The sequence below is a fragment of the Bacillus sp. SSR7 genome, from assembly GCF_055902415.1.
The window spans coordinates 61,276-86,511 of sequence record NZ_JBVVXV010000014.1 but is presented as its reverse complement, the minus strand read 5'-3'; the positions used below and the strand labels follow the sequence as shown (position 1 = coordinate 86,511).

The 25,236-nt window shown below is 32.9% G+C and carries 17 protein-coding genes; 4 read left to right on the top strand and 13 right to left on the bottom strand.

Going from position 1 to position 25,236, the window contains the following annotated elements:
* Position 1 precedes the first annotated feature (1 nt).
* The 11 genes from AC0NJG_RS21540 to AC0NJG_RS21490 all read right to left on the bottom strand — a co-directional run bounded on the left by AC0NJG_RS21540 (position 2) and on the right by AC0NJG_RS21490 (position 12,198).
* Positions 2-934 (bottom strand): type II secretion system F family protein, encoded by a 933-nt coding sequence (locus tag AC0NJG_RS21540; RefSeq protein ID WP_087953959.1) that lies wholly within the window; start codon positions 932-934, stop codon positions 2-4.
* On the bottom strand, positions 927-2,360 hold the full coding sequence (locus AC0NJG_RS21535) for a CpaF family protein (RefSeq protein ID WP_173601876.1): 1,434 nt from the start codon (positions 2,358-2,360) through the stop codon (positions 927-929). The genes AC0NJG_RS21540 and AC0NJG_RS21535 overlap by 8 nt, the downstream gene beginning before the upstream one ends.
* A gap of 17 nt (positions 2,361-2,377) precedes the next feature.
* On the bottom strand, positions 2,378-3,196 hold the full coding sequence (locus AC0NJG_RS21530) for a CpaE/TadZ family protein (protein ID WP_173601877.1): 819 nt from the start codon (positions 3,194-3,196) through the stop codon (positions 2,378-2,380).
* Positions 3,197-3,212: 16 nt separating this feature from the next.
* A complete protein-coding gene (gene cpaB, locus AC0NJG_RS21525) occupies positions 3,213-4,073 on the bottom strand; it encodes a Flp pilus assembly protein CpaB (protein ID WP_173601878.1) in 861 nt (286 codons plus the stop codon).
* A 388-nt stretch (positions 4,074-4,461) separates the two neighbouring features.
* Entirely contained in the window at positions 4,462-4,623 is a 162-nt protein-coding gene (locus AC0NJG_RS21520; RefSeq protein ID WP_474063397.1) for a hypothetical protein, read from the bottom strand.
* A gap of 132 nt (positions 4,624-4,755) precedes the next feature.
* A complete protein-coding gene (locus AC0NJG_RS21515) occupies positions 4,756-7,107 on the bottom strand; it encodes a hypothetical protein (protein ID WP_474063396.1) in 2,352 nt (783 codons plus the stop codon).
* A gap of 120 nt (positions 7,108-7,227) precedes the next feature.
* On the bottom strand, positions 7,228-8,634 hold the full coding sequence (locus tag AC0NJG_RS21510; protein WP_474063438.1) for an S-layer homology domain-containing protein: 1,407 nt from the start codon (positions 8,632-8,634) through the stop codon (positions 7,228-7,230).
* Positions 8,635-8,826: 192 nt separating this feature from the next.
* Entirely contained in the window at positions 8,827-9,222 is a 396-nt protein-coding gene (locus AC0NJG_RS21505) for a DUF4320 family protein (RefSeq protein WP_001181745.1), read from the bottom strand.
* A gap of 25 nt (positions 9,223-9,247) precedes the next feature.
* Positions 9,248-9,697: a hypothetical protein gene (locus AC0NJG_RS21500; protein WP_001168867.1), complete on the bottom strand. Its 450-nt coding sequence runs from the start codon at positions 9,695-9,697 to the stop codon at positions 9,248-9,250.
* A gap of 16 nt (positions 9,698-9,713) precedes the next feature.
* Complete coding sequence (locus AC0NJG_RS21495; protein ID WP_474063395.1) at positions 9,714-11,225, bottom strand: hypothetical protein; 1,512 nt, start codon at positions 11,223-11,225, stop codon at positions 9,714-9,716.
* A gap of 19 nt (positions 11,226-11,244) precedes the next feature.
* Positions 11,245-12,198 (bottom strand): hypothetical protein, encoded by a 954-nt coding sequence (locus AC0NJG_RS21490; protein WP_474063394.1) that lies wholly within the window; start codon positions 12,196-12,198, stop codon positions 11,245-11,247.
* Positions 12,199-15,483: 3,285 nt separating this feature from the next.
* Between AC0NJG_RS21490 and AC0NJG_RS21485 the strand changes: the two genes are divergently transcribed.
* Entirely contained in the window at positions 15,484-16,224 is a 741-nt protein-coding gene (locus AC0NJG_RS21485) for a MerR family transcriptional regulator (protein ID WP_000572540.1), read from the top strand.
* A 35-nt stretch (positions 16,225-16,259) separates the two neighbouring features.
* Here AC0NJG_RS21485 and AC0NJG_RS21480 read toward each other — a convergent pair whose 3' ends face one another.
* Positions 16,260-17,711 (bottom strand): FtsZ/tubulin family protein, encoded by a 1,452-nt coding sequence (locus AC0NJG_RS21480; RefSeq protein WP_001097033.1) that lies wholly within the window; start codon positions 17,709-17,711, stop codon positions 16,260-16,262.
* 4 nt (positions 17,712-17,715) lie between these two features.
* Positions 17,716-18,138, bottom strand: a complete 423-nt coding sequence (locus tag AC0NJG_RS21475) for a hypothetical protein (RefSeq protein WP_001006727.1) — start codon at positions 18,136-18,138, stop codon at positions 17,716-17,718.
* A 1,671-nt stretch (positions 18,139-19,809) separates the two neighbouring features.
* Between AC0NJG_RS21475 and AC0NJG_RS21470 the strand changes: the two genes are divergently transcribed.
* The 3 genes from AC0NJG_RS21470 (at position 19,810) to AC0NJG_RS21460 (ending at position 25,115) form a co-directional block, all read left to right on the top strand.
* A complete protein-coding gene (locus tag AC0NJG_RS21470) occupies positions 19,810-21,093 on the top strand; it encodes a replication-relaxation family protein (RefSeq protein ID WP_474063393.1) in 1,284 nt (427 codons plus the stop codon).
* Positions 21,094-21,198: 105 nt separating this feature from the next.
* Complete coding sequence (locus AC0NJG_RS21465; protein WP_173601989.1) at positions 21,199-21,669, top strand: hypothetical protein; 471 nt, start codon at positions 21,199-21,201, stop codon at positions 21,667-21,669.
* Between the two features lie 17 nt (positions 21,670-21,686).
* Complete coding sequence (locus AC0NJG_RS21460) at positions 21,687-25,115, top strand: DNA translocase FtsK (protein WP_474063392.1); 3,429 nt, start codon at positions 21,687-21,689, stop codon at positions 25,113-25,115.
* Positions 25,116-25,236: the final 121 nt, after the last annotated feature.

Here is a 25,236-nt window from a genome sequence, read left to right as displayed (position 1 = left end):
TTTATTCCCCTCTTTCTGTTGGATTATAATTTGCAATCTTTTCTACACGGGTTGCTAAGAAAAAGACAATGAACATATTTACCGCTAATGCAATTTTCCCCATCATAGAACCTGCTAAAAATCCATATGCTTCTTTTGACATCAACATAATCACAATCGGCATGGCAATGACGATTAAGCAGTTCTGTACAAAGGCACGCTGTGCTTGTGATAAACTAGAACGTAATCTTGCAAGATATAGTTTTTGTTTTTCAAAATCTTCTGCAATATCTAGTAAAACTTGCACTGAATTTGCTCCGCCTTCTCGGCTACACACTTTCAACATTTCATGGAAAAATACCAATTCTCTAAAGTTAAAGGTTTCATTGAATCCTCTAAATGCACGGTGCATTGTAGTTCCCCCTTCTAATAAAAGAGAAACTTTTTCTATTTCTTCTTGAATGCTCTCATGCATCATTGGCTTTACTTGTACTAACACGCGTTTAGCGTTATTACTAATTTGAAGTGCATTTGCTACAGCTTTCATATAAATAGAAAGACGGTCAATAACAACCAAGTAGTAACGTTTTTTTCTTCGATAAAGAAGAAACCTTGGAATTAAAAATCCAGATAAAACGGTAATCAGTGTAAAAGGATCTCTATCAAAGGAAAAATAGAATACTGCTGCTATACTCATTCCGGAAAGAATCGTATATACCCAGTACATGCTTTTCGTTAATTTCCACTCGTACTTTTGGGCCTCTTGGATAACAGATTGTGGCAGATACATTCGTATCCCTTTAATATTCCTTAATTCCAAGCGTCTTTCTTCTTTCTCGTTTTCTTGTACAAATTGAGAAAGAGCAGAACCTTTAGATTTTGCAAAAAGTAAAACGAGCAATACTACACTCATAAAGATTAAAAATATACATCCATAGGCCAATAAACTATGCATATTGCACCTCCTGTTGTGAAAGGAATGGTGCATAAAGAGCTGGGTTTACAGTAGAAGAACGGAATTTTCTCTCCATTTCAGCTGACATTTTTGCTGTAATGATATGATCTCCATGAATTTTTCTTACTCTCTCATTCATTTCATCGTATTCCTCACCTGACGGAATAAATTGAGAAAGCTGATTGAACTGTATGTCATCTTGATAATCCAATAATTCAATCATCTCTGTAATATAGCGATTCCCATCATCTTTCTTTTCTAAAAAGACAATCAAATCAAATGTCTGTGAAATTAATTCATATAAATACTGAGCATCGATATTCGCACCACTTTGCAGACACATGAGCATTAAGCGTCTAACTGCTTCTTTTGCACTTCTTGCATGGACAGAGGTAAAGCCAGGATGTCCTGTTTGGAAGAAGTTAATCATTTTCAATGCTTCTTTACCCCTCGATTCCCCTACGATTAATCGTTTTGGTCCTTGACGTAAAGCATTTGTTAACAGCCTATCAAAATCAATCGCATTCTCTTCTACTTCGGATGCCCTACACTGCATCGGAACAAAATGATGTTCTGGAAAAATGCGATGCAAATATAATTCAGGGTTATCTTCTACTACAAGAGTACGTTCTTTTTTCTTTCCTTTCGGAATGTGAGAGGCAAGATATTTCATAAACTCTGATTTCCCTGTACCCGTAGCTCCAGCAACTAGAATATTCATTTTTGATTTCACGGCTGCAGCCAAAAAGTCCAACATCACTTTTGACGCTTGATTAGTAGATAGCATACGCTCTTCAGAAGCACGGAGGTAATCTGCATTCTTACGAATCGTTATTGTTGTTCCGAGTCCCCCAAGTTCATCTAAAGCAATATTGATGCGGATATATGGAAACACGCAATCCACATACGGCTTGGCTGTATTTAATGACTCTGATGTACTGTTTACCATCTTATAAGCTAGAGCTTTCACTTCTTCTTCCGTCTCAAATCGGTAAGGAAATGTACATTCTCCCTCTCCAATTTTTTCGTAAATGATTTCTTTTGTGCCATTGATATAAATATCAGTTACATCCTGATCTTCTTTTAAAGGTTCTATAATCCCAAACCCCACAATTTCGTCACACACCATATTCAATAACTGTTCAGAAGGTACATCTGAAATAACGACTTGATTACTCAATAAAAAGCTTTTAATGATTTGTTCTACAGCTGCTCTCTTTTCTTTATTCATAAAAGATTCACTTAAAATATCACGATGGTCTTTTACTAAAAATGCACGAATTTCATCCGTTACATCTTTAATTTGTTGGGCTGTAGTTGTTCCTAATTTTCGAGCCGATTTGGAACGAATCATGTAACCAAAGTGATATAAATCCACTCGATTTCGCTTTAAGGCGATTTGTTTTTCCTGTAAATAGCCCCACATGCTCCTGTCCCCCCTTTTTAATTTCGTATACTAAAGAAACCCTTTTTCACGGAGGATTGCTGAGATAGAATACCAAGACCAGCTGCTTCCATAATGTGATGGACCTTTGTATTAATTTGTGGGGAACCAAATTGCATCCCCCATTCGTAACTCGTACGATCTCTGTCATACGGAATGGTTACCGCTATTTTTTGAGAAGAAAGCTTTTCAATATCTTCTACATAATTCTCATCTGCCATATTTAGCACATGAATCATTCGTGGTAATGTTAGCTTCGCATCTTCTATTAGTTGTAATTCTCGCTTAATTGCTATCGCACCACGAGGGTTGCCGTTTAACACATGAACAACAAGGTCTGATTGGTATAGGATTGGATAACTCAACACCTCTGATAATTCAGTTGGCACCGATAGAATGATATAATCGTATTCTGTGTCTACAAGTGATTCGATTAATGTTGTTACAAACAGTTCTTTGTTTTGAATCTCAGGGAATTGAGCTAGGTTATAACCTGATGGAAATACAAGAAAATCCATCTTATCGTGCAATTTTTGCATCAGCCTTGGATTTACTTTTTTCTCTAGTAAATCTTGCTTGGTACAAATATACTGCAAGAGATTGTATTCACTTTCTTTTCTTACAAGCTCTAATATATTTTTACTATCGTGGCTAAGACCAGTTCCAACTGCAAAGCTTGGTCTTACTTGGTCGGCTTCTACATAAAGCACTTTTTTCTCTAAATGAGCCAATTCATTTGCCATCGCAATACTTAATGTGCTTTTTCCTACATTTTCGTTTGTCGCATAAAAGGCAATGCTTCTTACTTGCCGCTCCATCTTAATAACCCCTTTCTTACTTGGATTCGTTTAGATACTGTGCTACATACTCTTTTACATTTTTAGAAATTGGATTCGTCGAATGCTTCTCTACATAGTCTAAAATGTTCTTCTGATCAGATATTTGCGAGAATCCTTCAGCTGGTTCTAATTCTTTCCCTGTTTGTTCCATCTTTTGTCCGACTGCAACAGGGATTACATCTCCAAGTGTTTTTGCACGATTTAAGTATTGAAGTTGTTCAGGTGAAACAGCCAGTGTATATAATCGCGTTACTTTGGGCTTCTGTTTTCCTTCTTGTTCCTCTTTTGATTCTTTCTTTTCTAGAACGAAGGCATCTTCTGTATTACTATCTTTTGCAGCTGTCACACGTACACGTTGGAACAGACCACCGAAGATAACCTTCTCATTGTCCCCTTCTTTCACAACCTGTTTAAAATACAAGTCCACATATGTGTTTGGAATAATACTATTTCCTGAACTTGTTTCCAGATCAACGAGTAACGGGAATGCAACTTCTCCATCTTTCAAATTTAAAATGGCAGAGTCCGGTAACTCCTCTTTCTTTACTACTTTGTTTTTAAATAAATAGCTGTTTTCAACAATGGGTTGCCCATCATTTGTCCACTTACCTACAACCTCTTTTTTGCTTACACGTAATGCATTTGGTGGAATGGCATCACCAGGCAATGTACGTTCCACTAACATGTCTTCTTTAATCTCTGTATGCGCAGGGATATCCTTTGCGGCTACAACAATCTTTGTCGGTTTTACTGCATTTTCTACTGCAAAGTGATTGTATCCATAGATACCCGCTACTGTTGCAGCAGCTAGACCTACCGCAACAATCTGCTTCTTTTGAAACTTAGATGGCTTCAATGTTTGTATTCCTCCTTACGTAGCCTTTAAACGCAAAAAAAGGACACACCTATGGCATAATGCGCCTTAGGTGTGTCCTTTTAGCTAATCTAAAGTCTATATGAAAATATTGCATTTGTTTTCTTTAATATTACAATTTCAATATTATGATATATAGAGTTTTATGTCAATCATTTCTAAAAAAAATATTATTTTCACCATTCTAAAATTCTAATTACAAAAATAAAAAATAGCCTTAAAACGTTGTCATATCAAGGTTTTTAAGCTATTATACACCTCATAAATATGGTATAATTAATCTAACGTAACTGAATATTTCAGGGTGGTCGGTTGCTATTCTTTCTCTTTCATTTTATGGAGAAAGGAGGTGAAATAACACAAAGTATTTTTAATACGAAATCAATTTCGTTCCTGTTTCAAAATACTTTGCAGGGGCATAGCTTTTCCCGTTCCGATCCTGAAATTTACTTCCAATATATAGCGAGATAATCATTGCGATTACTCCAATAAAAATCGTTCGTTTCATACGCTGTTTTTTCTTTTTATCCATTCGAAAATTCCCCTTTCTACGTAAAAAAGGCACACCCCATTAAGGGTGTGCCTTTGGTTTATCCATTCAGCTACTAGTTTAAGAAGGATTATATACTTTTATCGATTCAACTAATTATATAATACTATTTAACTAATTTTTATTCTTCATGTAGTACCAGTTTGATAAGTCTGTAATTATGTGTTCTTTTCCAACCCAGTTCCATCCAGGCGTTTGTACAGGGAATGGGAGGTCTGCAAGCACCCTTCTCTTCTTAAAGTCATCATACGCTACACCTTTAATTTCTACGTCATTAGTCAGGCACAAGCTCATTTCATTCACACCGGCAGGATTTGTCTCAACATTGAAAGAATACTTTCCATCTTTCGTCTTTAATGGTGCATACCATTTTTGTCCACCATCAATAATTTTCTCTTGTCCATCCCAATATAAAGACTTAGTTGGTCTTTTACTATCAAAGACATGTCCCGTTATTTCAGACAAATACATATTTTTAGGTAAGAATTTTGATGTTAAGCCATTATTAGAAACACTCTCTAAATCATATGTTGTTTTTAGTCCTTCATCTGCAAATGGATACTGTACCGTTGCTTTTGTAAATACACCTGGATAATTGGCATTCCAATCATTTTTATATTTTCCGTTAACTTCATAAGAAAAACCATACCCAGCATGGAGCTTAGATGGTACTAAACTATCAATACTTCCACTTAATGTTTCATAGAACATTTCTCCCACTGTATCCTCTTTTGACACACGTTCACTTACTGTTTCTACCACACCTTTTACACTCGTTACTCCGCACATCCCTTTTTCATGAGATGGTGCATAGATAGCTGTTTTAATAGGATTATTTTTGTATGTGGTTTCTTCTATATCTAGACGATTACCAGCAGGGTTAATTTCTGCCTGAATTGTTCCTTTCCCCTTATGTTGCCAGCCAAGGTTCAAGGTTTTCTTTTCTCCCTCAGTTAACCTTACCTGTTGTGACGCTACTTGTTGTCCGTTATGCTTGAGCACGACTACTGTTTCAGGATTTGCATATTTTGCTTCTAATGAATCTAACTTTTTAATTTTATTTTTCTCTTTTTCTAGTTTCTGTCTTGCTGTATCTAGCCTACTTGCTGCACTATCCAGTCTATTTTCTTCCCAAGAGCAGTCTCTATCGTAATAGTGATGGTTCCCTTCTGCATCTACCTCATGAATTGGATCACGACGGCAATAACTTAAACTAGACTGCGCACTATCTCTATCGGATTCAGAACTATTTACTTCTTGCTGGGACTTATTAATATTATTATTTACCTTTGCTCTATATTGGTCACGTTCCGGTTTAAAATTATCACGTGATACATCTATTCTTGTTTTTATATTCTTTCCTTCTCTTGCTGTTTCTCCTTCGATTCTGTCACTAGAAAAGTCAATTTTATATTTAAAGTCATCTTCATCGCCTGAATCTGGGTTAGGTGTCACTTCAGTAACACAGTTACCATCCACATTAAAGTTTACGGTCTTCTCATTTGAATCCCTTTGAACAGCATCAGTAATCTTTAACTTTGCAGTATAACGCCCGCACATTTGCGGCTGCCAGCTTAGATCTTCTTTAGTAAATTGTCCTGCATCACCTTCATTTGGTTTCTGATTATCTGTTTGTGGGTTTGAACGCAAGTAATTTTCGTGGTGGTGTACTGTTTCGCCATCTTTTGTAATGTCTAGCATCCATTTCACACGATTTCGCTCGCCAGCAGCTGCTTGATATGGATTTACGGTTGTCCCATTTGGATCTCTATCGTTGTATCCTTTGCCCTTACTTACATATTCAAAACCATTAAATGTGAATTTAACAGGTACATCTTTTTTACCACTAGACGCTTTAAAATCTTTTATTTCAGGTTTACTTGTACGCACATACCACAAGTTATACTTATTAACACCATCTACACCACTAGCTCCAGCGTATCCACCAGAAAGGTAAGCCATGTCTCGAATCCAGTAAAATGTTCCGTAATTTTTTAGAGTTTTCAACCCAGTAATAGAGTGTTTAATCATATTAGTTAAAACAAAATCTGGATTTCCCCAGTATTTATCAGCAATAACAGAAGCATTTACACGTTCTGTTTCTGTTACCATTCTATCTCCCACAGGAACAGAAGCATTAAAATAACCCTCATTCGCAATTCGTACAAATGGCTCAGAACTATCTTCATTTTGTACTAAATTCACCTGTGGGGTGCCCCAACTAAAAGAACCATTGTAAACTGCGGGATAATGCAAATCTCCTTTATATAACAACTCTACACCAGGTGGTGCATACCCACTTCCGGGTCTCAAATACTTTCCAGGCATTTGTAACTCACCCGATTCTAAAAACGTATTTTCATTGCCATTAAAAAATGGCACATCATTATTTCTGGCACTTGCCACGCTAGGTAAACTTACTAAAACAGAAGTACACACTAATAACAATTTCTTCTTAAACTTCATTCCTTTTCCTCCTATAACGAAAAAAGGACAAACCTGTACCCTTGGAATAGGTACGTAAGGTTTGTCCTTCACGTATTTCATTTAAGAATTATATTATTTTTATATTAAATTAATTATACACTATTTAGGTTCAACCTGTACATACATTGTATGATCAGCAGTGGAATGTCCAATACGGATTTTATAATTACCTTTTTCATAGTTGTTAATCACTTGTGCATCAACCGTTTCTTGAATTTCTTTATCTAAATTCAATCCACTTAAAAATGTAGCCCATTGTTTTGTTAATTCTACAGTTGCATCATTATTATCTAAGAATAAAAGTTTAAAATCGTCTGTAGTATTTCCACCTATTACAACAAATTGTGCCCCAATTGTACCTGCTGGAAGATACATATTTTTATCTACTATGTGTACAGAACCCAAAAGATTATCGTACTTAAGGTTTGTTTTATATTTACTGTTAATTCCTTTTAAAATATTCTGTGCCTCTTGAGATAATTGCTTCTGTACTACTGGATTTTCCAACGCTTCTGGATAATATTTAAAGTCTTCTGATACAATGCTTGCATCTAATCCTTCTGGTATTTTAGGCGTCTCAGGTTTTGGATCTGGCTTCATCTCTGGTTTCGGTTCAGGTTTTGGGTCTGGTTTTACTTCTGGCTTTTCTTCTGGTTTTGTTTCAGGTTTTGGATCTGGCTTCACTTCTGGTTTTTCTTCCGGTTTTGAATCTGGCTTCACTTCTGGTTTTTCTTCCGGTTTTGGATCTGGCTTCACTTCTGGTTTTTCTTCCGGTTTTGGATCTGGCTTTACTTCTGGCTTAGTCTCTTTTTCTACTGCATTAATAGAGTTATATAAAAATTGGCTATACTGTTCACGAGTTACATGCATTTGTGGTGAATATTTCTTACTTCCTGTACCAGCTGTAACACCATTTTCCTCTAATGCATTAATTGCATTATATGCCCAAGAGTTTTTATCCACATCAGTGAATGATGTTGTTTTAGCTGCTTTAAATTTAAAAGCATTTGTAAGAACTTGCGCCATTTGTTCACGAGTTAAAATGTCATCTGGACCATATTTCCCTTCACCATAACCACTTACCAGACCTGCTTTAGCAAGTGCTAAGATTTCTTTTTCAAACATGTGTCCTTTAATATCTGTAAATGGATTTTTGAAACTAGTATCTGCATCTGCTGGTTTTACGTATGCATAAATCATACGAGCAACTTGCCCACGAGTTACGTTGTCACCGAAACCAAAAACATGATTTCCGTATCCAGCTACTACTTTACGGTTTGCTAAATCATAAATTGCTTTCGTAGACCAGTGATCTGCTGGAACATCATTGAATTTCAGTGAATCTGTGTTATTAGCAGCTTTCGCTGTAAATGCTCCTGCCCCTAATAAAGATGTTCCCATAATTGTTAATGCTGTTGCTGTTTTTAAAAATTTATTTGCCATTGTTTGTTCCTCCAAATATATTAGTTTTTTCATAGATTCCTTTATTGTACCGAATTTAAATATAAAATCCAGATAATTTAACATATAAATTTATAAATAAATATTTTTTTATAACCACTTTTATATATGGAAACTATCACCATATATAAATAGGCTTGTAAAGTATTTTTATATATTTATTTTTAAATATATTCTTCTAGCAAAAAACTATACTGAAAAGTATAGTTTTTTGCCCTTTTATACGTATTCTTATTTTCAACGGAAATAGATTTGTCCCATTCCATCTTTGTTTGCCCATATCGGTGCTTTCACACTGTCTATCCCTATCATTTTAAAAATAAAGAAGTGATGTTCAGCTTTTATCTTAAAGTTTAATGGCTGATTATGATCTACGCGCCCTTTCGTATATTCATATTTCCATCCATCCATATTCTGCTCTTTCATTTTCTTCTCTATATCAGGAATTAGATTTACGTTTTTTCCTTCATATGTGTACTGAAAACCACCTGTTTGTTCTGCTAACTCTACTGTACTAGAAGCAAAATCATGTGCCTTTACTAACTGCATACCATACAGTACACCTTCTGGTATAAGAGTTATCAATAATAAAGAAAGCGTTAGAAAAAGCGCTGTTGTTACTGTATTTTGCATTTCTTACACACCTACTTTTTCTTATTTATTTCACGTTTCCTCCAGCTTTCTTGTTGTCAGAATCTGCTTCATAAATAAATATGTGTTTTGCGTTACTCTTAATGTTGCCTTTCTTTTCATTAAATTGTTTAGTATAACTAGCAGCTTCCGCCTCTCCTTCAACCGCAATCATTGCAGGTTGCTCATGTACAGCATGTACAGAAAAATCTCGTTTTGATGCCGGATCTTTAAATGTTGCATTTTGTTTATAGGACTCTTCAAATTCTTTCTTTGCAATTTCTGGATCGATAGCAATTTCTTCTTGTGCACGTAATATACCAACTTTTACGGATTTATCCATTGCTGCACTTCCAGCTCGCTCTAAGGCAGACTTATTATCTGAATGTGTTGTATCTCCAATAATCAAATCTGTCATTAAGAATAAACAACCAACAAATAATAATAGTGAGGCGGCACCTATGATAAATTTTTGCATCCTTCTTCATCCTTCCTTAATTTTCGGACTTCCGAAATCGAAATCCACTTAAAATGGAACTTTTCTTTTGGTTCAACAATTGATTTGGTAGTAGTAGCTCAGCTATTTCCTTCAGTATTCCTTCTAGCTCTTTATAATAATTCCGACTAGATAGTAACGTACTGCTATTCAGTTGAGATTCAAACACATCTTTAACATCATATGGTGGTAGAGCAGTTAATAACTTATCTCCAAAACATTCTTCTACTACTTCGTGCTTTAAAAGTGCAGGGGAGAACTTATTCCCAATGATTCTCGTTTTCTCTAAAGCTAAGTAAGAAACGAGCTTTCTCTCTTTTTGTGTAAGAGGATGCGCTATCTTTAGCAATTGATGTAAATCTGGTTCTGCTACAAAGAAGATATAATCTGCCATTTCGCATATTTCATGGTATAAATCTTTATCCCAATCGTACCCCGCATCAATAATAGTTAAAGGCGCTTCTTGGTTACTCAATAAAACCTTAATAAAATGGTCAAAGTCCTGCTCTGTCTCGTTTTTCAGCTCTTGATCCACTATAGGATTCTTTACAATATAATTTATTTTGCCTTGCTTCCATTTTGGAATTGATAATATATCAGATTCCTTCTGTAGCATCTCCTTATATCGCTGCAAGATAAATTCACTACGATAGTTTTCTGGTGCTTCTGTATATCCCTTTAGTAACGGATACGTATAGCCATCATCATATAGATTCTCTATATAATTCACATCAATCTGTAGTTCATTTAAGTAAGCGGCTAAAAGATGTGAAACAAAAGTAGCACCACTTCTTCTGTTCATGCTGGCCACAACAATTGTTCTTCTTGGAATAGCGATACCGATTTGTTTTTCATATACCGGCTCAAAAGCCAATTTATACTGTTTTTTTTTAATAGGTGCTTTTAGTATCTTCTCTGAAACAGACTTACGTTTTTGTTTGTTTTTAAATAGTTTGTTGGAATTAGAGGCAGATTTACTGTTGCCACCTTCCTCTAATTCACTTGATGCTTCCTCTTCCTCTTCCCCTTCTTCATCATCAACAGGAACCTCGGGCAACTTTGTTTGTTGCGGTGCCTGACTTGCTCCTACAATTTCTGCTACATTTTTAATATCCGATTCCTGTAGCAGCTGCGGGATGACTTTATTATCAATATCAATTTTACGAGAGTTAAAAATGTCATAGATACCTAGATAAATCAGTTTCGCCAAAAACTCATCATCATTTTCACGCTCTGTAAATACCACGATACGAATATCTCGATTAAAGCGAATATCTCTTAGTTTCTGTAAGATAATCAATTCACGATTCTCTTCATGTCCCGCATCAATATTTAATCGTTTGTCATTAATACATAGAATATCGGGCTGTTCTGTATCTAGAATTTCATCTAGATACTTGATATGCATCACATCACTATCAGCAACTTCAAATCCCGCACCAATAAAATCTTCACGTAAATATGCCGTATATACAGTATCGCTAATAGCTAAAACGATTTTTTTCACCATAGTTAACCTCCTACAAACTCTAACGTTGGATTAAAATCATGTTTTCAATGGGAATTTGTGCCTCAAGATGAATCTTCCCAATAATCTCATTCAGAATATACTCCATTTCAACTTGTTCCATTGGACGTGGAGCACCAAAATCAGAATTTAATTTTACTCTTATTTCTAATCGATCTTGTATCTCATGTAAAGGTGTATCAAGATAAAGAATACTGTAGTATAAAACACCATCATCAATATTTTTTTGAATCATATCCTTTGTTTGATGAATAAATGTAATCTCTGCAACCTCAATAAAAGAATCATCAATTGTAACTTTACTATTCCAATTTAGATTCCAGATCTCACAATGTTCTTCTGCGTGCACAACAACTCCATTTATTGAAGGCGTAATAGCAAAAAAACGATCTACAGGAACTTTGGTTAACGAGGTAATATCACCTTTCTCTAATTCAAAACCTTTTTCCAATCGCTCATGTTCAAAAGCACATTCAGCACCAGCAAATGCAATTTCACAAAATACTTGTTCTAGTAATGGACGAATCCCCTCATATGTTCGTATGGCAAACACACAAAACTCCTGTGTTTCATCTGTTCGAATGATTTCGTATAATTCAAATTCAGATGCATTCGCTAAGGCAAAAGGAATATCTTTTATAAAGTTAGGATCAGTATATAAAGTGTCTGGAATTTGTGTTTCAGGATGATGTATAAACTCTAGGCAAAGTTGATACCCTTTTAAAAACGCATTCTTAGCTGCTGCTGGGAATAAAGTTTCAAAACGTTTTACATTGTTTTTAAATTTTTGTTCTTCAACTTCGTTATTAAATTCTCTTTCTTGTAAGATATTTGTTCTATTACCTAACTGCAAAAAGTAATGATTAATCATTCGATTAATACTTTCCTCAAATGTTGTATTATTCTCACAATACTTTGTAAATCTCTTTTTACTCAGGTTTACAATTTCATTCATAGCCTGGATTCTCCCTCTCAAATGTTATATATACAAAAAAAGACACACCAATGGCAGGTTATGTGCCTTCGGTGTGTCCGTTTAGCTAGAAATTAAATCTATCAATTTGTATATTAATCTTAAATAATTGTCATTCACACATAAGAATAAAGCTATAATTTTTAAAAGTCAATAGCTTTATTGCATCCTTGTTCACATATATCTATTCCTCTTTCTCTATACTTTCATGTATCTAAACTCAAAAATACAGTTAATTACACAAACTTCTATATTAATCAAACAATTTTCAGAATAATACCATGTACAGAAGATTATTTACTTGAAATCTGCAATTATTATAAAAAAATCTCGTAATATTATTTACGATCAAATTTTTAAAACTACTTAACCTACAATCGCCACCATATTAATATTATGTAAACTATAAAAGCCCATTTTATTAAGTACACTCACATTCATATATAAACCGACATTAATATGTATAGAAAAATCCAAGGAGAATTGTTAATTTCATATCAACATTTTAATAGAATAAGTATGTATATTAGATATCATTAACATCTTATAAGATACACTTCTTAATAGAAAAAATTATAAATAACCATCTATTAATAGCAATATAAATTTAGATTTTGTCATCTTCATGTAGAAAAACTATTACATTTCAATAAATTCTTTTTACAGACTACTATTTTCAAAAGATTACTCCAATAGATCTGGAGCTTTTGTAAAAAAAACCTATAATCTTTATATATTATTCAACTTTCGAAATTCCATTATCTCTGTTATTGATGTCATATGAACAAGAAAAATCCATTTTGCACCCCGAACTCACATTGACATATCAACCAACATTGATATGTCAACAAAAAACCGAAAAGAACTGTTAATTTTACATCAACAGTTTATTATGCAATAAATACAAATACTCTTTAATAATCTAAAAAATGTTTTAATGGTAATATTATTCATAGCTATTAATCCTGCAATAGAAATATTTAATATATAAATTACTTATTAACTAAATATAAAACTTCTAATCAAATGGAAATCTCAATCTATTAATACACTATCACATTAACATTTTATTCTTTTGGTTAACATGAAGTTGACAACAGAATATAGTGAAGTATTTAAATTCAATCTTATGTTAATACTAGCGGTACAGATATTTGTACAGATTCAACCAATAATTGTTTACATGTTAATTATACACACGAAATCAAGGAATTATACATTCAGATCCTTGTCACTTTCTTTTAAAATGACTTTTACATGTTATTCAAATCTTTTGACACATCACTTATTTAAATGATTACTTCAAGAGACCTGGAGCTTTTATACGAAATACTAGGATGTTTATATACCATTTGAACTTTCAAAACTACATTATTCCTATTATTGGTATCATTTGAATAAGAAAATGCTCCTTAGAAACCCGCACTCACATTGACATATCAACAGACATTGACATGTAATCACAAAGCCGCGTTAAATGTTAATTTCATATCAACATCTTTGCTATATTAAGTATAAGTATTTATAAAAAACAATAGGAAAGCACTTTTTTAATAGAAACATTGTTAATATCTCTTAATTCTGTAACCTGAACTTATAATAAATAAATTAATTAATTAAATACTTACCACAAGATATAAAACCTCTAATCATGTACAAAGTTCAAACTATCAATAATCTATATGAAACTATCTTATTAACATTTCATTCTTATAGTTAACATGAAATTGACAGTAGAATAGAGTAAAATATTTTAATGTCAACCTCATGTTAATGATAGTAGTGTAGATTTAAAGAATTATCCATTCGGATTCTCGCCACTTCCATTTAAACTAACTTTTACATGTCAATTAAACTCATTAGCGTACTACCATATTTAAACGATCACTTCAAGAGACCTGAAGCCATTGTATATTAAACTATAATCTTTATATACAATTAAACATTATCGATGTCATATGGACAAGAAAAGGCCTCTTCACAATACGCACTGACACTGACATTGACATATCAACCGATATCAACATGTAACCATAAAGCCTAGAGTGAAATATCAATTTTATGTTAACACCTTCAATGCAATAAGCATAGTACTCATTAACACCCCTGAAAAAACAATTTCTATTAGGGATATTCTTAATAGCTATTAGTTCTATAACCTAAATAAAACTACCGTATTAATATTTCATCCTTTAGGTTAACATGAAATTGACAATAAATTATAGTAATGCGTTTAAATATCGATTTCATGTTAATAATAGGAGTGTAGATATTCATAACGGAATCAAGTAAATAATTAACTTTATGCTAGTTTCTCCACTAAATTAAGCAATATTACAGGGTGTTAAAAGACTTATCCAGTCATTTTGAATAAGTTTTTCTTATATTTGCCCTCATATAAATAAGGTGCTTTAATAGGTATACCACTAATACAGCGATAACTAATGGTAGTTCGGTTGACAAGACATTGATAGTTATCTACTAAAATTTCTTTCTATGTTAATCTCATATCTCATGTTAATGTCAGTAGGGTTTGGATTTCTGTTCAAATTGGATAATTTGCAGCTTTAACAAAAGCTATCCTGTTGGAAATTAAGCAAATCATCTCTTGGAATTGTTTGAAAATCATAGGTGCTAACACAGCGACATAAATCTATCGCAAATATTCCATATACTATTAAAAATACTCGTAAATATCATATTGATCGTGACATAGAGTAAACATTAGACCTCAAAGTCGATTCACATTAATTCTAATCTTATATCCATAGCTATATTTGCTCTCATAAAAAACTACTAACTTGTTAATATTATTACCTTTTTTCTAGCTATTATACATTTTAATTTAAATTCCCTAGCTTATGTCGGCTTATTTTTCCGCACTATCATTGATTATCTCCTCATAACTTATTTACAAAATACCTATATTTCCTTATCATTAGTATTAAGTAACGTGTTTTGTTAATCTCATGGCAACTATCATCGATCCTGCTAGCATAAAGGATAGAGGTATCCTTTGATAGAACATTGCCATTTATATACTTTGGGGTAACAATAGCATCAACAAATTAAGCGTATTTTATATCAATAGTCAATGTTCTGTTAACAAACATTCAATTACATGTTAATTTTATATTTCATGTGAGTTACTGAATACATAGGGATTTGCATACATATTAGCGAAATAATAACTAACATGTTAATCTCAGTTCACATGTTAATTCCAAATTGAGTGTTCATGAGTTGATTTTTAAGGAGGTTGTTACAATGATTGAACAAAAAAACGAATCACAAGACCATCAAATTAACGATGATGACATATTAGATGATAATATTTTTGAAAAAGCATGGCGAATAACTGAATTCTCTAAACTAGTTGGACGTCATCACAATACCGTTTATAATTGGTTCAATATTTTAGAGGAAAAAGGGCTCCACGAAACGTTAAGAACCCAAAATACAAATGAAAAACTCTATAATGCATTAGATCTTGAAATTGCTCTATTTATTAAACAAAAAAGGGATGAGAAATGGTCTTTAGATGCAATTATTGACCTATTACCTCATCAATTCGATTTGAGACCTGTATCACCAGAAAATCAATCAAATGAAGTGTCTACTGAATTAAACCTTCAGGCCACTGCAGAAATCATTGAAAAAATGGTAGCTAAACAGTTAGAGGAAAAAATAAAACATATTGAGTCTCGTTATGAAGAGAGGGTAGACAGTATACTTAAACAATTACCGCAACCAGAGGATGCTGAAACTCTAAAATTACGTCAACGTCAAGAAAGACTTGATAACTTTATTATTGAACACAGAGCACGACAGGAATTAAGAAAACAAGCAGAAGGCCTATGGAATAGTAAAGCTGAAGATGAACGTACCAGAAAGGTAGGATGGTTTAAAAAAGAGGAAGATTTGGGTAAAAAACAACTTTTCATTGAACAGTATGTACAGGATAATATAATTGATTATATAAAATCTCTTATGAATTCTGTGGAATAACAAAAAAAGTCTGGAACTTAGTCCAGACTTTTTTATTATTTTGTAGTACCAAACATCTTATCTGGATCTAGAAAATCTGATAAATCTTCATCTTCATTCGCTCCAGCATTATTTTCTTCGTCACTACCCATATCGATAAAATCTCCAAATGCAAAACCTAAATCCTCTTCCTCATCAATACTCTCGATAGTACTAATTTGAGACTTTGTAAACTGAATCTGGCTTTGTCTTTCTTTAAACTCATTAAATTCTTCAACTAATCCTTTAGATAGTCTCGATGGTAATGCATCAGTTTTATAGAACGTATATACACTTCCTAAGAAATCATTTTTACTCACCAAATATCCGTTAAAAACTGTACCGTTTATAGGTAGATTATTTGAAACTTCTACCTTAGCATCATCCATAAAGGAATCATTAATATTTTTTTGCTCATCTAAGATAGCAAGCATACCAAAATGATGTACTTTTGACGCTTCTACAGAACCGTCGTTATTCTTCTTCATCAAATCAATTGGGGGATGGAAAGAGCTACCTCTTAATGATTCTTGGAACATCTCTATAATTGCATGGCTATTTTCTATCTGGTTCATATTACGTGAAACCTTATTAATTACTAAACAGCCCGTTTTCTCAAGTAAAATACGCTTAAAGTCTTGAGAATCGAGTATTACAGATGTACCCGATCCATTGGCAGCGGTATTTAGCTCATGAATAATTTCACTAATGCGTTGATTTGCATAATCCCGTGAATTGGCGATACCTTTTTTCTCATTTTCATTTAATTCCTTAAATTCATCGTAGAAGTGCTGATTATCAGCAAATACTACAAAGGCTACACCTTTGGATTTATCATTTGCTAATTTCCAAATCTCCTGTGAAAATTTATTTACTTGTCGTAATACATCTGGCCCATCTGCTCGAACGGGAAGTGTTACGACAATCCCCATTTTAATAAAATCTTTGCGCTCAATAGCATTTTCAAAGGCAATTCTCGCAAACTTTGCTTGATTTGCTTTGATTTCAGACATTGGATATTGCTGCGCAACTTTTTGTAATTCTTGTCTGATAACTGGTTTGTTATGAAAAGCCGAAAATTCTTCAATAGCTTTAATGATTGTAGAAGTTCCTGTTCCTCCACCTAAACCCGCAAAGAATAGAACAAGTTCATCAGAAGGTCTTACACGTTCAGTAATAAATTCTTTTAATTTTTCTTTTGCTTCCTCATTTGAATCAAGAACCTTTACCGCACGCTCCGGGTTCTTACCTAAACCACCTAATTTAAGTGAAACTTGATTACTTTTTGGTACATTTTTTAATTCAGCTAGATCTCCATCATTACTATTTAGTGCTAAGCAATTATATACTGCTGTGCCATCTGTATGTGTATATTCTGCAAATTTATCTACCATTCTAGTACCAGCTTGACCAAATCCAACCATTGTCATTTTAACTGCTACTTCATTTTTCAAGAAGTTTTTTGCCATTATTTTATCTCTCCTTATTTACCTTTTTTCTTTTCCCTAACTCAATAAGTACTTGTTGCCCTCTATAAGTTGAGATTAAAAATTTATATGGATGCATAGTCTTTTCAAAGATTAAAGACATTGATGATAGTGTACTCACACTTATTTCGGCTGAACGTCTAGATATATTTGTACGTTCAACTTCTAATGAATAGGATTTACCTTTTTTCTTCTTTACTCTCCTATCAATAACTACATTTTCCACTATTTCATTAATCGATATGCCCCTCATGTACTTTGTCTCTTGAAATTGTTTATTTACTACGTTTCCTATGTATAGAAATACACTGTAGAGTATTTCATCTTGTTCAAGTATATCAGCAAACATGTTTACTACCTCATCTGCAAACTTGATTGTTTGATATTTTTCACTTAAAACCTCGTTCAAGTTGTCCCCCCCTTAAAGCATTGGTTAATTATTCCTAGAAACATAGTACATCATTACACGTTGTATATCAAGTCATTATAAATAAAACTTATATATAGGCCTTATATATAAGACCTATATATATTAAATCGTAAATAATCTATGTTTTATGAGGTTTTTTATATACAGCGTATATATAACGCGTATACATGTTATATCAATCTTAAATTTCATGTGATTTACATTTTAATTAATTGTAATAAAACACTATAGAAAAAATTGATAAAAACACATGAAAAACCAATCCTTTTTATTAACATAAAACTCACAAAAATATGTATACGACTTATATATAAATCTTATATATAAGTCGTATACATAAACGCTGTTATAACAACAATAATTTAAATTTTATTTACAAAAATTATATAATATTATTTTATATAAGCTGTATAAATAAGTTTTATATATAATCCTTACTTATACAGCTTATATAAATCGCATCTAAAATATTCAATATCCAAGCACCTACTATCATAGGCGTGTCTATATTTTACTAAAGAGATTTCATGAAGATCTTATAACAATTCACACTAAGTTTTTTTATTACTTAATTGGTTTGAAGGGATCTATCTCTTATAAGGACGATAATTGTTAATGTTATGTTAATGCGCTGTTCTTTACCTAGTACTTGTTAGTTCACATGAATGGATATGTTAACAGAAACAAATATGCTCTGAGCCTCATTTAAATACAATTCCTTGTCAATTTCAGTCATTCTTAGAAAGCCATTTGGAGAGGCTGTTAATTTCATATGAACACCAGAAATCTTATGAAATTATAATTAACATGTTACAAAGAAAGTCCAAGGTTAAGCTGATTGATGCAATAGTTCTTAAGATTCCTGTAAACAATCTTTTAAACTAAGATATTCTAATAGTATTATATTAAAAAATTGCATCACTGCTATGAAAAAGGAACATTTATGTATATGGAATTATTAACAGTAAGTTCTTATCTTATTAACATCAAAGTGATACTTACATTACACTAAAAGTCTTATTAATTTAGTAGGAATGATGATAGCAATTAGAACTTCACATAAAATTAACAACTAATTAATTTCATGTGAATGGAACCTTTTTGTTAAGCACATGTAGACATACTCATTAATTTTTTGTCTAAATAAATTTATAATTTTATAAGCTAGAACACCTAAAAGAATAAGTTGAATTTTTTACAATGAATCAGTAACAAAAGTAGGGGAGGGTACTTCAACAAAGAGTTTACTTTCTAAAAAATATAGGAATAACTACTCTTTGTTATCAAAAGCCTCTTTATAATTCTTAAGTAATTGTAATCAATCAGAATGTTATTATACCTATCTAATAAATGTTAGGACGTCATAACATTATTTTATTAACGAAATTTCATTATAACTATTGTTAGATGGCTAGTAGTATATCGGCCTAACAACATGAGAGGTTTAATAGATGCATATACCCCCATAATTTTCAACTGATTTATTAGAGTAGTTACCATCCCAACTCTGGTGTACAAAATTGGGTATCTCTGAAAAACAAAACCTCTTATTCATGTTTTCTTATTTTACAATCACCATATCAATGTAATAGTATATTAAAAATGATAATTATCTAATTTAAGTCTAATTCAATATAAGAGGTGTATACTTTGTCCAGAGAAGTGTATAAATATAAACGACCAGGTACTAAAAAACATTTTCACTTAAAAGAAGCAGACGTTTTTATGTTAACAGTTTTATATTACAAAAGAGCCCTTACAACACGACAAATCACAATGTTATATAGTGCATTTGAGGGAAGGGAATGTTCTGAAGCTAGCATATTTACAAAGCTTGACCGATATTCACAATACGGGGCTATGCTAACTAAAAAAATAGATAAAAGGAATGACAGCATTACAAAACGCGCCTTATTTTCCTTAAAAGAAAAAACAATTGAATTCTTAATTGAGATAGGAAGAATTCCCCAAAAAAGTTCCAAAAGAAGGTACTCACGAGCAACTTCTTTTCACACAGTATGTTCACGTGAAGTCATTATCCGTACTCTTCTAGCGACTACAAAGAAAACACAAACCAATGAAGTATTATATAAAATGGATATTCGTTCTATTTACCAGAAGCAAAATATGAAAATTGAGGATGACCAGTTGCCTTTAATTCCTGATGAACATATTTCATATCAAGGTAAAAATATCTATATCGAGATGGATATGTGTAAAGAAACGAATACTATCTTAGTTGAAAAAGTAGGTAAGTACATTGAATTCGCACGAAAAACGAATGAGAATATAACCGTTGTTTTTGTTATGTACGATAAATCTATGTTCCTTGCAGAAGATACTGAACCACCATACGTGCGGATGAAAAATCTATTATTTTCCATACGGAAATATCATGAAATTTTAATTAATTTACCCAATCTACATGTACACGTCTGCTCCCTTAAAAATGCTGGAGATGTAATTACAGATATCATCCTTGGAAAAGATGATAATCAAAACTTCGAACAAGATATTCTTTTATCTTTATCCCAACGTACAGTAGGAGATGCCGATTGGCGTTACGCATTTGTTGAAAAGGTTCAGACGTTCAAAGAAGCAATAGATGGAGGACTTCGACGAACGTATAGGAGAGATAAAGATGTTATCCAAGATTTCTTCTTTATTTTCGGAAATGAAAATGATTACCGGATGATTGCTAGACTAGATGATGTCGTATTTTCAAGAAAAGAAGGGGACGAAGGCGTTCCACTTGTTGTTATTTATCCTAAACGTGAAAAACCTAGAGATATTCTTTTAATGAACACTTATGACAACGTACTACTACTATCCTTACAAAATGAAAGTGTTACTATAGACGCGGATGAACAGATCATGGTACGTACTGCAAATAACATTCATCCGAAAAGGCGTAGGCTTGTAGAATTATATTAATCCATTATTTTTATATAACACTATATAATTTTATTGATTATTATTATTTAAGGTGTTAGAATAACGTTTGAACATATAATGAACACAACAATCAAATCAGAACATATGAATTTAAGGCAAGCGACACACGCTGTTTTTACAGTGGGTGTCGCTTGTCTTTTTTTATATGGAGAAAGGTGGAAAATGAAAATGAATTTACAATTTGCAACAACTACTAATGGGGGAGTAATCTCTGCAAGAGAAGCGTTTAAGAATCCAGAACTTGTACTTAAACATATTACAGAAGAGGGTGCAACGTTTAATGTTTCTCTACAAGATATCAAAATTCCAGGAAAACCAAATTACTTTTGGTACGATGTCATAATTGAAACAGCAACGAATAAAAAAATAGAGGTGAATATTGCAGTACTTTCTCAAGAAGAATACGATCAACTATGTGAAAGAAGTAGTATTGATTTATATTTAAAACAAACCGAAGATGCAGCAAAGTTCTTTTTAGAAAAATCAAAAGAACAATTTAAACAAGAATTCAATAATCGCTTCACATTCCATCATAAAATTCAAATATACCTGTAAAATGTAGGTGAGTTTCTATGGGGACACTCAAACAACGATTACCGTTATTTACTACACTCACCTTAATTAGCGGATTTCTTCTTTCATTTGGATTCGGTCTGGTAAACTACATAAAGTTACTCTACTATGCATTTGAACCACCGTCTTATCCTATAGAAATTACATATATACCGCTTATTTTAATGTTCTTCTCTTTGCTATTAGGAGAATTTAGCTTTAGGTTTTACAGCCGTATTCCTACTTTACATGTTAAAAATGGAAATTTGTTAATTTTAATTGCCTCTCACATTGCAGTTGATATCCAATTTTTATGGTTTGCAACTGCTCCGATCCATGCAAAGGTTATTCCTTATCTAGCGGATAAATCAAAACATCTTAATTTTGGTGAGTATGAAGCCTTAGGTCATGTCTTAACAGGCAATTCTCACACACTCACTATGATTTTTGTATTTTTACCAACAGTATTTATGATTTTGTTTACACTTTGGTATAGTGGGCATATTGTTCGTTACCGAGAAGAGATATTACAGTGGTTACAAAAATACGAATATAAAAATTACAAATTACAAAAATGGTTTAATAGCCAAGAAGAACAAATATATCCTGATGTAGAAATTGGACCGCATATTGAACATAAAGAAATGGTCCGAATTAAAGGGAAAGATAGAACGTTGAATGGTATCATTATTGGGCCAATTGGTTCTGGTAAAACATCAAGTTTAATTATTCCTATGATAAATCAAGATTTACACTGGATGGTGCGTTTCATAAATAAGTTTGAAACTGCTTATAAAAAGAATGATTATGATACAGAAGAAGTAAAAGGAACATTTTTAAATGGTGTCACTGTTATTGAACCCAGTAATGATTTATGTCAAAAAGTATTTAAATTGGTACAAGCACATAAGATTCCAGCAAGCTCGGTTTATTACATTGATCCAACTAATCCTGATACCAAAAATATAAACATTCTGCGGGGGCCAGTTGATAAAGTAGCAGAAGTTTTCGCAATGGTTATTCAGGGTTTGTCTGAATCTAACAATGCATTCTTTGAACAAGCTCAACGTAACCACCTTAAACAACATATCTATTTATTAAAGCTTCACAACCCGCAAAAAGATGTCACCTTCGACGATTTGATTGAGATGTATGACGATGTAGAACGTGTTCACCGTATGCATAAACTATTAAAAGTACAGGTCGAAAAGTTATATGATTTTGTTCAAAGTGGCGCTGCTTCACGTGACCAAAAAAATGAATATAAAATTATAAAAGGTATTGATGAATGGTTTGATAATACCATTCGTGAAAAAATGGATTTTCAAGGTGAACCAGCGGTTTATAAATCAGGAAAATACCGCGGACAACCAATGCATTATGACAGAGAAGAAGAATATGTAAAAGGCTTACGCAACATATTAAAAGATTTAGCTTCAAACGTTTTAATACGACGTGTTTTATTTGGAAAATCTGATTTTGATTTCGATGTCCATTTAGAGCAGGGTGGCATTCTACTTGTTAATACTGCAAAAGGGGAATTAGCAGACCTTTCTAACGTATTAGGAAAATTTGTATTGCTGAGTATGCAGAATGCGGTATTCCGTAGGGAACCAAACGTCTCACCTTACCATCACATAATTGTCGATGAGTTTCCGGATTATGTTGTGCGGCCGTTTAAAGAATTCCCTGCACAATCTCGTAAATATAAAGTAATTTTAACAATCGCTAGCCAAACGCTATCGCAATTAGCTCTTGATTTCACAGAACAATACATGTTTACTTTATTAGGTTCATTCCGTAACAAAATGATATTTGGAGATGTAACACCATATGATGCAAAAATTTTCTCTGACATGTTTGGTGAGAAAGAGGAATTTAAAGAGGCGGAATCCGAACAGGGCATTTCTCCTATGCAAGAGAATCCAGTTAGTCGACTAGGATCAACCTATCAAAAAACGAAAGAAGTTGTTATGTCACCAGGAGATATCATGGCACAAGGTGCATTCATCTGTGCTGTTCGTATCGTACTAGATAATCATGTGCAAGCTGTACAACAAATCACAAGTAACTTTGTATCAAAAGAAGAATTCGCCCAAGCAATCATTCAAGTAGATACAAAAATGGGTGAATATTGGGAAAATGAGCGTCTTCGCCTTATTAATGAATCTATCGAAAAAGCAAACCCTATGAAGCATGTAGATGCAGGAAACATGAAGAACATACAACCATCACCACCTATACGAGAAAGTGAGATTGAACAGAATAACTCCATAGAAACAAACGAGGAGCATCAACACATTGTATCATTGGAGGATTATACGGGACAAAAGTCTCAAAATGAAACCTTACCTAATGATTCCGTAGCAATGAGCCAGCAGGGAAATGTCGATGATGAAATTGAAAATAACTTGTATGAAGATATTAAGGAATTTATTATTGAATCACAACAAGTCTCGCCATCTTTTCTGCAAAGAAAATTCAAGATTAGCTATATGAAATCTATGCAATATATTGAAAAGTTAGAACAAAATCTAGTTGTAAGTTCTTACACAGGGGATGGTCCTCGTAAAGTATTAATTTCAAATAATAGCAGTACATCAGAAGAAACAAGTGTTAATACTACTCATTCATCTGACAATACTATTTCACCGGAAGTAGCAATTCCAATTAAAGGAAAGGGAATCGAACAAGAGGAAACTAGCTCCTTTAAGGATATTCTATACGACGATGTTTTAAGTTTTGTGAAGGAATCGGGAATTATCTCTATCTCTGTACTACAAGACACGTTTGAAATTAGTTATACACGTGCATCAAGATTAATAGATGCCCTACAACGAAATGGTGAACTGCCTGTTATAGCAGAAGAAACACATTTAGAAAGTATAAGCTCTGAAATAAAAGAACCGGTCGTAAAAAAAGATATTAAAGAAACCATAGATATAGAATTATCTCCTATGGACGAATGCTATGAAATAAACATGGAGGTAGCAAAATTAAACAAAGACTTATCTATTACTATGTTAGAGCAAGATTGGAATGAAGGCGCCATTATTCATTCCGTGATTCCTGATGAGACCGAAACGCTGTTTGAAGAATTCCCCTCTGATGGACCTCCCGTTACTATAACAGCGGCAGAAGAAACGCATGTAGAGATCAACACGGTTCCAGTTGAAGAAAACAAGCTAGATGAAGATGTAGCAAAAGTTTACGAATCTATTAGTATTATGGTTCAAGAAAACTTAGAAAAAAATAGAGAAAATCACTCGAAAAATGATGAGAAGCAACCAGAATATAAACCTATGAGTTACAAAGAACGCCAAGAGCAGTTAAAATCTCAGCAAAAAAATAAGAATAATACTACACAGTCAATACTTAATAAAAATGAGAAACCAAAGCACAAAACATCAAACGTAATGAGTAAGGAATTGAATAATTTCTTTGATTAATAGTTTTTAAATTAAGCCTAGTATTGGTCTAGCCAGCATTTCGGAAAAAAACCACGCTAAGCAAAAAATAAAATAAGCTGTCCATATGGATAGCTTATTTACATAATTTTCGTTATCAGAA